Source organism: Pseudomonas sp. R9.37 (assembly GCF_963878885.1).
Taxonomy (GTDB): Bacteria; Pseudomonadota; Gammaproteobacteria; order Pseudomonadales; family Pseudomonadaceae; genus Aquipseudomonas.
In genome coordinates this window covers 232,358-246,653 of record NZ_CAWNZA010000001.1, presented here as the reverse complement: position 1 = coordinate 246,653, position 14,296 = coordinate 232,358, and the positions used below count along the sequence as shown (strand labels likewise).

Sequence of the window (14,296 nt, the reverse complement as noted above, 5' to 3'; positions counted from 1 at the left end):
GTGAGTCTTACTGTCAACTCAAAGGTGACAGTGGTTGAAGAGCCAGCAGTACCGGTCCCTTTCATTTGCAGGACGTTTCCTAGAGAATCCGAGCGGCTTGCGCCAGCAAAATCCCGCGACTAGGCTGCGGACCGTCACTGCACATTCAGTGATCGGGTTTAGTCGCCCGGACTTCGCTAGGCGCACGCGCCATCCCAAAGCCAGGTGTCTCCTCACCTGCACTTTATGGTGGCTGTGCGCAGGGCACCTCCGGGTGCGCCGGTGCCTAGCGGCCGGTCGACTAACCTGCGTACAGCCGCCACCTCTGCTCGTTTAGTCGCGAAAGGACGGTGGTATCACTTACCGCTAGAGGTTTTCTATGGATAACGTTGTTTCGGATTTGCCGTCATCGGCTGCGACTAACCCATTTACTGTTAACGAAGAGCTGAGCTTTGAAGATGCCTGGGTGCGTGTGGCGGAGTTGCTGCAGTGTGCGGTGGCTACGTCGCAGGTGCTCGGGGAGCCGCTGGGCGCGCCGCAGAGAGCGGTGATGCATTTGGTGGAGATGGCGAAGATGGTGGCGGATCGCGCTGTGGAGTGTTTGAGCCAATAGGAGTTTAGCTGCCCACTCTTCTTTTGGAGTGGGCAGTTATCATAGATAGGAAAGTTTAGTGGAGGTTAAATTTCACTGTTTAGCGGTTTTTGTATGTTAGATGCTAATCGAAAAAGTAATTATCTGCAGAGGTTATTAGCTGAAGAAGTGACAAGTTTTTATTGAGCTCGAAAAATTTAGCTAGTTTGCTTGTGTCAGGGATAGGTAGCGAGTTTAAATCTGCTGCATTAATTTGTGTGTGTCCTGAAAAGCGACGGACATATCGGTCTACTGTTTTGCAGGATAAGTATGCTGATAAGGCTAGGCATATTTCTTCTGTGATTTCAATGTGCTCTCCCCATATATAGTTTAAGTGATTCTCTACGGCAATTGAATTTTTTATAAAATGTCGAGTTAGTAACGGAGATGCGATAATTCGCGTAGGAGCTTCCTTGAAGGAAATTCTGCGAATTAAAATGTAGTTGTTTTTGGTAATAAGCAAAGCCTTGGTTTTCGAACTGTTGATTATGTGGCGCGGCTTGTTGTTAGTTGTGAGGAAAGTTACTTCTGCCCCACAGTTTACGCAGTCCTGATAGATTAGGTTTACGGTGGAAGGACTGCTTTTAGTTTTAAGAAGACTGACACAGCGAAAGTCGACAACCTTCCCTGTTGATGCTCTAAATCCCTGGCTTTTTAATGTGCATGGAAATTTTGAGATCTTAGATAATAGCTCTCTGTCTCCTTCCGCCATCGGGATATGGATGACTTTTGTTGGGTCGGTAGGAAACACAATAGTCTTTGCGGGGAAGCGTGCTGAGCTGGAGTCGCCTGCATTATTTTCATGATATATTTTAACAGTTTGAGGTTTTTTTGTACCTACTTTAATGATTATTACTTCTTGAAGTATGTTTGAATCGGAAAATATTTTTCGAGACTCAAATAAATAAAATGCTTGAAGATAAAAATTATCGCTTAAGTTTTTTCTAAAGTTTTTAAATAGTGCGCCGTTGCAGAAACTACGCGGTACAATCGCGACTAGCTCGCCTTCAGGAGCAAGCAGCTTCAGGCAGTGAGAGATGAAGGCAGAGTATAAGTTCGACTCGGGATATCCGAGTACACTTACGCACTGTTTTGAGATCTCCGATGCTGAATTTAACTTCGCGTACGGGGGGTTTAATATGATTCTGTCGAATTTATTCAGAGTCGATAAACATTGGAAAAAGTCGGCGTTAAGTATCTGAACTGCCTCTACAGCGGAAAAGTTTTTTACACATGACTCATATAAAAATGGATCGCGTTCAATTAATGTGAAGTGCTGGAGTTCTCTGTTTTTCAATCCGAACTCATAGAGAGCGGCTGTTAGGTTACCCACGCCGGCACATGGGTCTAATACAGCCATACTTTTTTCACGGCGAGCTGAAAAAAGATTGGTCATGATTTGCGCAATCCGAGGAGGGGTGAAATACTGTTCCTCTAATTTTTTTATTTTTTCAGAAATTTGGTCACGAGCAAAAATTCTAGAATTCTCGACAACCGACAACAAATCATCACTCACTCTTAAGTATTCCAATGTGTTCAAGATATTGGTTTGTGACTAAGCGAAAAGCCTTTAGCAACTCGAGATTGTCCTCATCTTCCGCGATAATTTTGTCTAAAATCTTCATTTGGCTTTCCATTTTATCGAGAAGCCAGCAAATTTGTCTACGTTTGAGATTTAGTTTCAGTTTAGTATGTATATATTTCCCGAGATTCGTTAGTGCAACAATTTGACCAGTTTTATCCCTAGCAATGTGATCAAGATATAAAGGAAGGCAGGGGTCGATGTAGCCGATATCATTCAAATATGATACTTTAGGGTCGTCTCCTGGCCAATCATCACTTTTTCCAAGATTGCAAATCGGGCAACAGTAAACTAAGTTGTCATATTCATTAATTAAGTGCGCAAACTTTATTTTCGGTGCGAAGTGATCTATGTGGAATCCACGTTGCCCTCCGGAGTAATAGTCAGCGGTTCCACAATAGCCGCACTTTTTTGAAAAGTCAGTCCGTAAATCAACTTTGTAAGCGGTATATTTGCTTTTTCTAGATATATCTCTACGACGAACAGGTGAAATAGCATGAATAGGAACGAGAAGATTCATTTTTTCATTCCTATAAGTGTATCTATGTCTTCAACAAGTTTAGAGAGTAGCGCGATATGGGTGTCTTCTTTTAGCTTTGTTGGAATTGGGCTGGATGTGAATCCATAAGAGTCCAACGAGTCATCAAGCTCGAGAAGTCGTTGTTTTTGCGGGGCAGTGAGTTTATCCACGTCTAAGGCACTAAGATTTTCAAATTCGTTAACTAGTTTTTGGCGTGTATCTCTGAAGGCCTTTATAACTTTTTCAATCTGAATAATAAAAAGAGATTTGTACTCGTTAAGGTCATTGCCTCCAAATGGAATGCTTTTTGATTGAACTAATCGAGCATCATGCGTCGCGTTTAGAGCATCTGGAGCGTGAGACGTTAGTAGGAAACATGGAAAATGTCTATTTCGCTCTTGTATGGCTTCAATTAAAATCTGGCCATCAAATTTAACTCTCGCCTTTTCTGTAAGCAAGTAGTCAGTGATCAGTGCTTCACTTTGTGATCCTAAAATTTCATCGACAATGGCCTCTAGGTCATCGTCATTCTCAATTTTAATAATTTTAAGATCGAATTTTTCGTTAATAAATTGCTGGAATAGTTCGATGTCATCAGGGTCTTCATCAACATAAATCAATCGTCCTTTTGTCATTTTTTTATCTCCATGTCCAGTGAAAACCCATTTGCCTTATTGATTTTTATACTGCCCGAGTACTCTTCGATTGTTTTTTTAACTAACCACATTCCTAGGCCTGTTCCTACTTGTTGGCCTTGTTTGTTTATTTTTGTTGAATAGTTGGCGATGAATATTTCATTGGGATCTTTGATGTCTGGAGATAGGCCAGGCCCGCTATCTTTATAACTAAATAAGATGATGTTTATGTGGTCTATAATCTCTATAGTGATTTGACGCTCCCCGCTAAATCCACTTCTTTTAAATGCTTCAGTTGAATTTATAATTAAATTGTTAAATATGCAGTCTAAGTCTATCTCGTACGCTTTGAGATAGGCATCATTATTGGTTGCAGAGATTTTAATATCTATTTGACGGTCTACTAGTGTGCTATTCCACTCGTCTCGCAAATTTTCAAAATAGTCGAGTAAAGTGATTTTTTTACGGTTTCTTTTATCTTTTCTAATGGTTCTCAGTGAATATTTGATCCAGTTTTTTATTTTCTCGTCGTCTCGACGCAATGTTTCTATCCGCTTAAATGGATCTTTATAACTTTGGACTTGAAGACGTTCAGGTGCTGATAGTTCTAAGTAGGAGTTTAAAAGCTCTCGTAGCTGATCAAAGCGACCACCTAGTTTAGCGTTCAATCCATCCAGTTCGTGTGTAAATGCCGCGATTGTTAGGCCGCTTGATGCGAATACTCTGAGTAACGAGTTCTCTCGCTTCATTTCATCGAGACGTTCATCGGCTTCTCTAGATCTCGCTTTGGCTTTCAATAACGCTACGGCTAGCTTATCTGAGTCATTTTTTACTTTTAGAGGCTCTGTTTTTATATTCGCAAATATCTTTTGGGCTAGTGTTTCAGCATCGGCCTCTTGAGCTAAGTTAAGATGTTCGTCTGTAGGTGTATCTTTCAGTGAGTCAGAGTATTTGTAGATTTCACTGTAGATATTGCTACGGTCCTGTTCGAACTCTTTAATTATCGACTCGATAATATTTGTAAAAATGGCAAAACTGTCATTTTCCCGCATCCCTTCCCGGCTTGACTTGTCTTCAAGCTCGAGGTTCTTAACTCTTGAAATATTGATCGAGCCAGATATGTTGTTTGGGCTGACTCTCCAACGTCCGGTCCTAAGTGCTGAGGGGTCTCCTGCTTGCCGTGAGGAAAGACCAATCCAATCCCAGGAAGGCTTTCCAACTTCGCCATACGGGCGAACTCGAAAATTATCACGATAGACGCGAATGCCACTGTTATTGTCGAGCCATTTTTTTCTTGCACTAGAATCATAGTTCCGATGTAAGAAAGTAGCTATATCGTTCTTTTCACTCTGTCTTTTCAGGAAGTAAAATGTAAATTCAAAAGTGCCAATAGTTTTATGTACGTTTTCTCGATGCTCAGTGATTCCAGGAATAAGCTCCGTAAGGTATTTTGAATAACTGTGTGGTTTGTTGCATAAGTACTCTTTGGATATTTTGTTTTCTTGAAAGTAACTTCTATTTAATAGTTCAGGAGTCAGTTTGCTTGGGTCTGCTTCGTGGCGATTAAAGGTAAAGGAAACTACTCCATCTTCATTGAGCTCTACATGAACTTTACAGTCGTAGTCATCGCATATTGTCGGTTCTACTATCCCAAAGGATTCGGGATGTGCCTTGCTGAGGAGATGTATAGAAAAGCTGCTTCCTTCGGTTGGAGGAACTAATGTCTCTAGTTCCTTGTAGATTCTTTCAATACTGTCTTTAGTCCACGCATCTCTGAGAGAAGAAACAAAGATATGAGTTCCCTTTTGCTCCTTTGATATATCCAGAGCGCTTAAGTTTGGACTGTCAATGCGTAATAAGTTTTCGCAGAGAGATACAGGAGACGCGCCAAGCTCCGCATTGATTTTGTCGATTGTTGCTCCTTGCTTATCAAAGTCACTCCAGTCGACATGCCATGCTAATGTTGTGTGTGAATCAGCAGTCTTTGTTAAAAGCTGGCACTTTTCTCCTAGCCTATCAAGCGCGAAGCGTCCTATGCCCTTTGCACCTGACTTTATTCTTCCAGTTTTTTCCGAAAAAAAGTTTTGATGTTTATTGTCTGTGCCAATGGTCATCCAGGAGTTTTCGATAACTTCTTCGAGCATTCCATGGCCGTCATCAAATATATGAAGACCCACAGTCTTTAGCAAACATGCTTCGATAGCGTGACGTTGTTCCCTGCTAAAGTGCGTGTTGTAGAGTCGGTCGGAGAATATCCAGTCGTTGTCGAACAGGTTTTTCTCGTAACATTGATATATGTTGGGGGTGCCCGTTATATTAACAAGGCTATCTAGCTGTTGCTGACTTGCTGATTTTGGTATTTCTGCAAAAGAATCATCGAAATAGACGACGCAGATTTTCGCATCAGCATCATAACTATTTTTTACTAATTCAATTAGGGCTCCCTCAGCAGAGGAGACATTCTCTCGACCTATAAGTCGTGCGGTTCTGGCGGATACGTTAAACGGAACCTTTTTCACGGATCCCTCCTAATGAAAAATCCATTGGCTACGGTACGAAATTAGGCGCGTTGAAGAGGAGCCACGACGGCAATCGTCGCTTCCGCACCAGCAAATGTGCATCGTAGATCGTTATCTAAGTACTGGCTATTGGCTATGAAACATTAGCACGTAATTTAGCAGTTAAGAAACTGTCGTGAAAGAGAGTTTTTGGTGGATTTTAAGCACCATCCACTACCCGTATGAAGTCAAGATGGTATTGGTGACCGTTTCTCAAAAGGCTTTTTTGAGAAACTGCACTGACTAGCCTTAATTTTCTGAGGCGCAGCCCGTTCATATGATCGCTTAGCGTAGCGATTACTTAACGGCTTACCTTACTGCAGACATTAAAAAGCCGGCTTGTGGCCGGCTTCTCGGGGACTGCCTCAGCTTGTTTTTGACAAACCTCACCAGCCTTCAAATCGCTCAGCCCACATCACGTCGGGCTGAATAGTAAGGGCATCCGCGGGAACTCCTCCGCATCGCCGAGCAGGGTGAATAGCTTTAAGCCACCCCCTGCCAAATGTGCGGCGGATGATACCCACATTCACCTCAAATGCCTACCTCCGGGTCCGATTTAGAGCCTTCCCAGCCCAGCAGGTGTTCGTCCAGCGGCACCGGTCGGCGGTTGTTGAGGGTGGACCACCAGAACACCCAACCCACGATCTGAAAGTTCTGTTCGAAGCGTTGCTCGTGGGTGAGGTATTCGTCCGGGTGTTCGCTGGCGTTGTGGCTGCGCATGCGCAGGCCGCCGCCGGGGCGGTTGTAGAGGTATTTGATGCGTAGCATGCCGTCGTGTTCGACGGCGTAGATTTCGCCGTCGGTGATTTGGCTGCGGCCGCGGTCGATGGCGAGGGTGGCGCCTTGTTGGATGATGTCGATCATGCTGTTGTCGACCATGTAGGCGCCTATGGCGCGGTCGGGGTTGACGTTGAGGGCTTTGAGGGTGTGCAGGGTGACGCGGATGCGTTCGTTGGAGGTGAAGGTGGGGTGGAGGGCGATCTCCACGTCGATTTTTTCCGGGAGGCAGGCGGGGCCTGTGAGGTATTTGCCGCTTTCTTCGCGGGTGCGCAGTCCTTTGGCGGTGTCCGGGCCTTCCAGCAGGAAGTTGGCCGGTGGGTGTTTGAGGCCTTCGCCGGTGCGTAGCCAACGGCTGGAGACGCAGAGCAGTTCTGCGATCTCGTTGAGTCGGCCCATGGGCACGCCGCGTTTGAACCAGTTGTTCACGTGTTGAGGCGTGACGCCGCGGTTCTTGGCGAAGTCGGAGGCGGAAAGATGAACTTCCCGTAATAACGCTTTTAGTCGATCACCTGATGTATTCATAAACGCAGAGTTTACTGGCCGGAAAAAGACATCAAATAAACTATGCGTTGAATTGCGCGTGTAGGGATTTACTTAGTTGTAGGTCGATATGTCAGTGTCTTAATGCTGTTAAACATGGCGCATTAAACATTGCACTTGCAGTTTAATTTTTCCCACAAAAAAAGCCCCGAATAGTCGGGGCTTTTTTGATTGCCGAGGCGATGAGGAGCGGGTATCAGCCTTTGTAGGCAGCCACCGACTTCATGATCTCGGCGCGGGCGGCGTCTGCGTTGCCCCAACCGTCGATCTTCACCCATTTGCCTTTTTCGAGGTCTTTGTAGTTCTCGAAGAAGTGCTTGATCTGTTCCAGCAGCAGTGGCGGCAGGTCGGTGTATTCCTTCACGTCCACGTACAGCTGGGACAGCTTGTCGTGGGGTACCGCGATAACTTTGGCATCGCCGCCGCCGTCGTCGGTCATGTTCAGGATGCCGACTGGGCGCGCGCGGATAACCGAGCCTGGGGTAACCGGGTAAGGGGTTACGACCAGCACGTCGAGGGGGTCACCGTCGTCAGCCAGGGTGTTGGGGATGAAACCGTAGTTGGCCGGGTAGAACATTGGGGTGGCCATGAAACGGTCAACGAACAGGCAGTCGCTGTCTTTGTCGATTTCGTATTTGATCGGCGCGTGGTTGGCCGGAATTTCGATGGCGACGTAGATGTCGTTCGGCAGGTCTTTGCCAGCCGGAATCTTGCTGTAGCTCATTGGGCGTTGCCCCCGTAGTTGGCCATGGAACATGGCCGGATTGGCCTAAAAGTGGCGGCGATTATAGGCATATTCTGACGCCGATGCCATGCGTCAGACGTCGTACGGCGCGTGGCGTTCCGTCTGATAGCGCGCATCGCTGGCCTGCAGTTGATGCAGGCGGGCCAGGGGATCCTGGCGATAAAAGCGGCTCAGTTGCGCGTACACCTGTGGATAAGTGCTGACCAGTAAATCCGGGGCGCTGAAAAAATATTCGCTGGTGACGGCAAAGAACTCCGCCGGGTTTTCGGCGGCGTAGGGGTCGATCTCGGTGTCCGCGTCCGGGTTGGCGTCCAGCTGGCGATTGAGGTCATCAAAGGCGCTTTGCATCACGCTGGCCCAGTCCTGCACGCGCATGTCGTGGTGCAGCGGCGGCAGACCGTTGGCGTCGCCGTTGAGCATGTCGAGTTTGTGCGCCAGTTCGTGGATCACCAGGTTGTAGCCTTCCCACTGGCCGCTGGCCAACACGCCTGGCCAGGCGAGAATCACCGGGCCTTGCTGCCAGGCTTCACCGCTGTGTTCGCCGTCCCACTCGTGTTCGACGCCGCTGGCATCGCGATGGCGTTGCGGGCTGACGAAGTCGTCGGGGTACAGCACGATCTCGTGGAAGCCTTGGTACCAATCGAGGTCGCCCAGGTTCATCAACGGCAGTTGCGCCTGGGCGGCGAGCAGCAGGCGGTGCTCCTGGTGCAGCTCGACGCCGGGCAGGGCGGTGAGGTGTTTTTCGGCGAGGAAGACTACGCAGGCTTCGCGCAGCCACTGGTCTTGCTCGGCGCTGATGCCGTCGAGAAAGCTCAGGTGGTGGCGCACCCGTTGCCAGGTGTCGTCGGCAATCGGGTGCTTGGCCAGCAGGCGCCGGCGACGCCAGGCGCTGAGGGACCACATCGCAGGTTACTGCGGTTTGGCTTCGGAGGACGAGCGGCCAAAGCGACTGCGGAACACACCGATGATCATCGGGATCAGCGACAGCAGGATGATAAAGACCACCAGCAGCGACAGGTTCTTCTTGATGAACGGCACATTGCCGAAGAAGTAACCCAGGGTCACCAGGCCGCCGACCCACAGCACGGTGCCGAACACGCTGAACCCGAAGAAGCGCGGGTAAGGCATTTTGGCGATGCCGGCGACAAAGGGCGCGAAGGTGCGCAGGATCGGCAGGAAGCGCGCCAGGGTCACGGTTTTACCGCCGTGCTTGTCGTAGAACTCGTGGGTTTTTTGCAGGTAGTCGCGGCGGAAGATTTTCGAGTTCGGGTTGCTGAACAAGCGTTCTCCCACTGTTCGCCCGATTACGTAGTTGGTGCTGTCACCCAGGATGGCCGCCAGCATCAGCAAGCCGCCCAACAGGATCGGGTCCATGCCGCCGCCTGCCGCGATAGCGCCAGCGATGAACAGCAAGGAATCACCGGGCAGGAATGGCATGACCACCAAGCCGGTTTCGCAAAAGATAACCAGGAACAGAATGGCGTAGATCCACACTCCGTAGTTTCTCACCAGCATGTCGAGGTACACGTCGAGATGCAGGATAAGGTCGAGCGGGTTGAAATCCATGGATGGCACCTGTGTGAATGGCCCGGCTCAGCAGGCCAGTGCGGGGTCTACGGGTAAGTAAGGCTACAAGTGTATGCCGTATTTCTTACAACCCTGAAAGGTCCGCATTATACGTATTGAGAGGTGAAAAGCGTGTGGGTTTTGTAGCGGGGCGTGTCGTGGGTATGTCCGATCTACATTGATCCAAATAGGGGAGCGGGCCTTCTGTGGCGAGCGGTCTTGCTGTGGCGAGCGGGCTTGCCCCGCGTTGGGCTGCGAAGCAGCCCCCCGAGAAGTTCTGCATTTCTTCAGTTATAACTCGGCGCTTGGTTTTGGGGCTGCTGCGCAGCCCAACGCGGGGCAAGCCCGCTCGCCACACTCAGCCTGCTCGCCACTGTAAGGCCGTTCACCACAAGGGGAAGCCGAAGCCATTCGGCGTTATCAGTCTTCGCTGATCGGTAACACGTAGTTCTTGAACTCCGTATCTTCGCGAAAGCCAATCGACTCGTAGGTCTTCTGCGCCACTTCATTGTCACTGCTGGTCGACACCCGCAGCCGCACCGCCTGGGTTTCCTTGGCCATTTTTTTCGCCGTGCGCATCAGGTTGTCCGCCACCAACTGCCGGCGCGCATCTTCGGCCACGTAGATGTCATTGAGGATCCACACGCGTTTAAGCGACAGCGACGAAAAGCTCGGGTACAGCTGACAAAAACCCAGCAGTCGCTTGTCATCATCGTCGGCCAGGGCCAGGTAGATCACCGACTCCTTGCGGCGCAGGCGTTTTTCCAGAAACGCCCGCGATGAGTCGGGGAACGGCAGCGCGCCATAGAACTCGCGGTATTTGACGAACAACGGGGTCAACAGGTCCAAGTGTTCCAGGGTCGCTTGAGTAATCCGCATGCCAGGCCTCAACTTCCAAATGGGGGGTGACCACACAAGCGGCCGTGACCGGATGCTGCCTAATGGCGCAAAAAAGCGCAATCGTGCGGCTATCGGTCATTCCGGCGGGCTGAGCAGGAAATTGCCTTTCATCAGGTCAGGATCATCCGACTCGATGGTCTGGACCTGTGCCTCGTCCTTGAGGTTGACCCCCGACAGCTGCCGGCGACACGCCTCTTTCATCAAGTAAAGCAGGCGGTGCGCGGCCATGCCGTAGCTCAGGCCTTCCAGGCGCACGTTGGAAATGCAGTTGCGATACGCATCGGTGAGCCCGACCTTGGGGTTGTAGGTGAAATACAACCCCAGGCTGTCCGGCGAGCTGAGCCCCGGCCGCTCGCCGATCAGAATCACCACCATCTTGGCGCCCAGCAACTGGCCGATTTCATCGGCCACCGCCACGCGGCCCTGTTCCACCAGGATGACTGGCGACAAGGACCACCCTTCGGCGTGAGTCTGTTCCTCCATGCGTGTCAGAAACGGCAACGTGTGTTTATGCACGGCCAGCGCCGACAGCCCATCGGCCACCACCACGGCCAGGTCCACACCGCCAGGGTTCGCGGCGGCGTAGTCGCGCAAGCTCTGCGCTGACTCATCACTGAGGCGTCGCCCCAGGTCCGGGCGTTGCAAATACATATGTCGGTCAACGGCGGCACTGTGCAGCAACAAGCTCTCACGGCCGCGTTCGGCCATTTGGCTGCTCAGGCCTTCATGGTCAAAAGGCAGGTGCACCGCATCGCGCGCCTGGGCGTGGGCGAATTGGAAGTCCAACTGCGCACTGGTGGGAATGCTGGTGCCGGTGCGGCCCAGGGCGATGCGCGCCGGGGTCAGGCGGCGCAGTTCCAGCCACGGGTTGTCAGGCAGTTCTACTTGCACAGGCGGCTCCTTCATCCCAATTGCTTCAAGGCGTGGCGAAACGCCGGTGGCAGGCTGTTGCCGAAGTGCACCTTGCCGTCGGCTTGCGTGAAGATGCCCATCTTGGCCAACCACTGTTCAAACTCCGGCGCCGGTTTTAACCCCAATGTTTGTCGGGCGTACAACGCGTCGTGAAACGAGGTGGTCTGGTAGTTGAGCATGATGTCGTCGGAGCCGGGGATGCCCATGATGAAGTTGATCCCGGCCACGCCCAGCAGGGTCAGCAGGGTGTCCATGTCATCCTGGTCGGCCTCGGCGTGGTTGGTGTAGCAGATGTCGCAACCCATCGGCACGCCGAGCAGTTTGCCGCAGAAGTGGTCTTCCAGGCCGGCGCGGATGATCTGCTTACCGTTGTACAGGTACTCGGGGCCGATAAAACCTACGACGGTGTTGACCAAAAACGGCTTGAAATGCCGCGCAACGGCGTAGGCGCGGGTCTCACAGGTTTGCTGGTCGACGCCAAAGTGCGCGTTGGCCGACAAGGCGCTGCCCTGGCCGGTTTCGAAGTACATCAGGTTCTGGCCCAAGGTGCCGCGGTTCAGGCTCAAACCCGCCTCGTAACCTTCCTGCAGCACGCTCAGGCTGATGCCGAAACTGGCGTTGGCCGCTTCGGTGCCGGCAATCGACTGGAACACCAGGTCCAGCGGCACGCCCCGGTTGATGGCCTCGATGGACGTGGTCACGTGAGTCAGCACGCAGGCCTGGGTGGGGATTTCGTAGCGCTGGATGATCGCATCGAGCATCTCAAGCATGGCGCAGATCGAGGCGATGCTGTCGGTGGCCGGGTTGATGCCGATCATGGCGTCGCCATTGCCGTAGAGCAGGCCGTCGAGAATGCTCGCGGCGATGCCCGCCGGTTCGTCCGTCGGGTGGTTGGGCTGCAGGCGCGTCGACAGGCGCCCGCGCAGGCCCATGGTGCCGCGAAACTGAGTGACCACGCGGATCTTTTGCGCAACCAACACCAAGTCCTGCACGCGCATGATCTTGGAGACGGCGGCGGCCATTTCCGGTGTCAGCCCCGGCGCCAATGCGCGTAGGGCGTGTTCGTCGGCCGCGTCACTGAGCAGCCAATCGCGCAGGCCGCCGACGGTGAGGTGGCTGACCACGCTAAACGCCTGTCTATCGTGGGTGTCGATGATCAGCCGGGTGACTTCGTCGCTTTCGTAGGGGATCAGCACTTCTTCGAGGAAGTGCTTCAACGGGATGTTCGCCAACGCCATCTGCGCCGCCACGCGTTCGCCGTCGTTCTGCGCGGCCACGCCGGCCAGGAAGTCCCCGGAACGCGCCGGGCTGGCCTTGGCCATCACGTCCTTGAGGCTGTCGAAGCGGTAGGTCTGTGCACCCACCGCGTGGGAAAAGCTTGCCATACAGTGTCTCCTTGGCGACGCGGGCCAGCTGCCCGCGTCGAGGTTTACGGCATTCAGTGCAAGGCGGCCTCTGCGGCCTGGATCGCGGCGAATTCTTCTTCGGGCGTGCCTGCTACCAAGTGATGCCGGCTGTAGAAAGCAAAGTAAGCAATTAATACTCCATAGATGATCGCGGCGCCAATCACCACCCGCGGATCCACCAGAAAGCCCGCCACTACGGCCACGCAGGCCAGTACCAGCGCGACACCAGAGGTGAAAATGCCGCCCGGCGTGCGGTACGGACGGTCCATTTTGGGGCGGCGGATGCGCAGGGTGATGTGCGCGGCCATCATCAGTACGTAGGAAATGGTCGCGCCGAAGACCGCCACCAGAATCAGCAAATCACCCTGGCCGGTCAGTGACAGGCCAAAACCGATGATGCCCGGGATCACCAGCGCCAGCACCGGTGCCTTGCTTTTGTTGGTTTGCGACAGCTTGCGCGGCAAGTAACCGGCGCGGGACAAGGCGAAGATCTGCCGCGAATAGGCGTAGATAATCGAGAAAAAGCTCGCGATCAGCCCGGCCAAGCCAACCAGGTTGACGAAGCTGCCCATCCAGGTCGAACCGCCGTAGGACAGTGCCAGCGCCTCAACCAACGGGTTGCCCGACTTGATCAGCGCGTAAGTGCCGGCGCCGCCGGGTGCGATGACCAGAATCAACAGGGCAAAACTGGTCAGCACCACAATGGCACCGATCAAGCCACGAGGCAGGTCACGCTTGGGGTTCTTGGTTTCCTCGGCAGCCAACGGCACGCCTTCGACGGCGAGGAAAAACCAGATCGCATAGGGAATCGCCGCCCAGACGCCGACGTAGCCGAACGGCAAGAAAGTGCTGGCGCCTTTGGCCTCGGTCACGGGGATGTCCAGCAGGTTCGCAATGTTGAAGTGCGGCACCATCGACACCAGGAACACGCCCAAGGCAATCGCCGCTACGGCAGTAATCACAAACATCAGCTTCAAGGCTTCGCCCACGCCGAAGATGTGGATGCCGATAAAGATGATGTAGAACGCCAGGTAAATCATCCAGCCGCCAATGCCGAACAGTGACTCGCAATAAGCACCGATAAACACCGCGATGGCCGCGGGGGCGATGGCGTATTCGATCAGGATCGCGGTGCCGGTAAGGAAGCCGCCCCAGGGGCCAAAGGCGCTGCGGGCAAAGCCGTAGCCGCCGCCGGCGGTGGGGATCATGGAAGACAGTTCGGCCAGCGAGAAGCACATGCACAGGTACATGGTGGCCATCAGCAACGTGGCGAGGAACATGCCGCCCCAGCCACCTTGGGCCAGGCCGAAGTTCCAGCCGGCGTAGTCGCCGGAGATCACATAGGCAACGCCAAGGCCGACCAACAGCACCCAGCCGGCGGCGCCTTTTTTAAGTTCGCGTTGTTGGAAGTAGTCGGTGCCGACTTTTTCGAAGTCGACGGAAGAGCCAGTGGGTTCGCTAGGCATGGGAAAGTACCGTCCATTCTTATTGTTTTAACTCGGCCTCTTTGTGCCGAATGCGAGTTGCGAGTACTTGCGTAGA

The 14,296-nt window shown here is 52.3% G+C and carries 13 protein-coding genes; 1 reads left to right on the top strand and 12 read right to left on the bottom strand.

What is annotated here, in order from left to right:
* The first annotated feature begins 358 nt into the window (after positions 1-358).
* Positions 359-592: a DUF6124 family protein gene (locus AACU78_RS01130; protein ID WP_106579403.1), complete on the top strand. Its 234-nt coding sequence runs from the start codon at positions 359-361 to the stop codon at positions 590-592.
* A gap of 103 nt (positions 593-695) precedes the next feature.
* Here AACU78_RS01130 and AACU78_RS01125 read toward each other — a convergent pair whose 3' ends face one another.
* From AACU78_RS01125 to eat, 12 genes are all read right to left on the bottom strand, one after another.
* Positions 696-2,126 carry an HsdM family class I SAM-dependent methyltransferase gene (locus AACU78_RS01125; protein WP_158266164.1) on the bottom strand — a complete coding sequence of 477 codons (1,431 nt, stop codon included), beginning with the start codon at positions 2,124-2,126 and terminating at the stop codon, positions 696-698.
* Positions 2,119-2,712 carry an HNH endonuclease gene (locus AACU78_RS01120; protein WP_106579401.1) on the bottom strand — a complete coding sequence of 198 codons (594 nt, stop codon included), beginning with the start codon at positions 2,710-2,712 and terminating at the stop codon, positions 2,119-2,121. Before AACU78_RS01120 ends, AACU78_RS01125 begins: the two co-directional genes overlap by 8 nt.
* Positions 2,709-3,347, bottom strand: coding sequence for a hypothetical protein (locus AACU78_RS01115; protein ID WP_106579400.1), 639 nt, complete (start codon positions 3,345-3,347; stop codon positions 2,709-2,711). The genes AACU78_RS01120 and AACU78_RS01115 overlap by 4 nt, the downstream gene beginning before the upstream one ends.
* Positions 3,344-5,866, bottom strand: a complete 2,523-nt coding sequence (locus tag AACU78_RS01110; protein WP_106579399.1) for an ATP-binding protein — start codon at positions 5,864-5,866, stop codon at positions 3,344-3,346. The genes AACU78_RS01115 and AACU78_RS01110 overlap by 4 nt, the downstream gene beginning before the upstream one ends.
* Before the next feature lie 570 nt (positions 5,867-6,436).
* Positions 6,437-7,207, bottom strand: a complete 771-nt coding sequence (locus AACU78_RS01105) for a LexA family transcriptional regulator (RefSeq protein WP_106579398.1) — start codon at positions 7,205-7,207, stop codon at positions 6,437-6,439.
* A gap of 214 nt (positions 7,208-7,421) precedes the next feature.
* Positions 7,422-7,949, bottom strand: coding sequence for an inorganic diphosphatase (ppa, locus tag AACU78_RS01100; protein WP_003176323.1), 528 nt, complete (start codon positions 7,947-7,949; stop codon positions 7,422-7,424).
* Between the two features lie 93 nt (positions 7,950-8,042).
* Positions 8,043-8,873 carry a M90 family metallopeptidase gene (locus AACU78_RS01095; RefSeq protein WP_106579397.1) on the bottom strand — a complete coding sequence of 277 codons (831 nt, stop codon included), beginning with the start codon at positions 8,871-8,873 and terminating at the stop codon, positions 8,043-8,045.
* Between the two features lie 6 nt (positions 8,874-8,879).
* Complete coding sequence (locus tag AACU78_RS01090) at positions 8,880-9,536, bottom strand: DedA family protein (protein ID WP_106579396.1); 657 nt, start codon at positions 9,534-9,536, stop codon at positions 8,880-8,882.
* A gap of 420 nt (positions 9,537-9,956) precedes the next feature.
* Positions 9,957-10,415: a GNAT family N-acetyltransferase gene (locus tag AACU78_RS01085; RefSeq protein ID WP_017136027.1), complete on the bottom strand. Its 459-nt coding sequence runs from the start codon at positions 10,413-10,415 to the stop codon at positions 9,957-9,959.
* A 96-nt stretch (positions 10,416-10,511) separates the two neighbouring features.
* Entirely contained in the window at positions 10,512-11,342 is an 831-nt protein-coding gene (eutC, locus tag AACU78_RS01080; RefSeq protein ID WP_106579395.1) for an ethanolamine ammonia-lyase subunit EutC, read from the bottom strand.
* Positions 11,339-12,733, bottom strand: a complete 1,395-nt coding sequence (locus AACU78_RS01075; RefSeq protein ID WP_106579394.1) for an ethanolamine ammonia-lyase subunit EutB — start codon at positions 12,731-12,733, stop codon at positions 11,339-11,341. The genes eutC and AACU78_RS01075 overlap by 4 nt, the downstream gene beginning before the upstream one ends.
* A 53-nt stretch (positions 12,734-12,786) precedes the next feature.
* Positions 12,787-14,220: an ethanolamine permease gene (gene eat, locus AACU78_RS01070; RefSeq protein WP_106579393.1), complete on the bottom strand. Its 1,434-nt coding sequence runs from the start codon at positions 14,218-14,220 to the stop codon at positions 12,787-12,789.
* Positions 14,221-14,296: the final 76 nt, after the last annotated feature.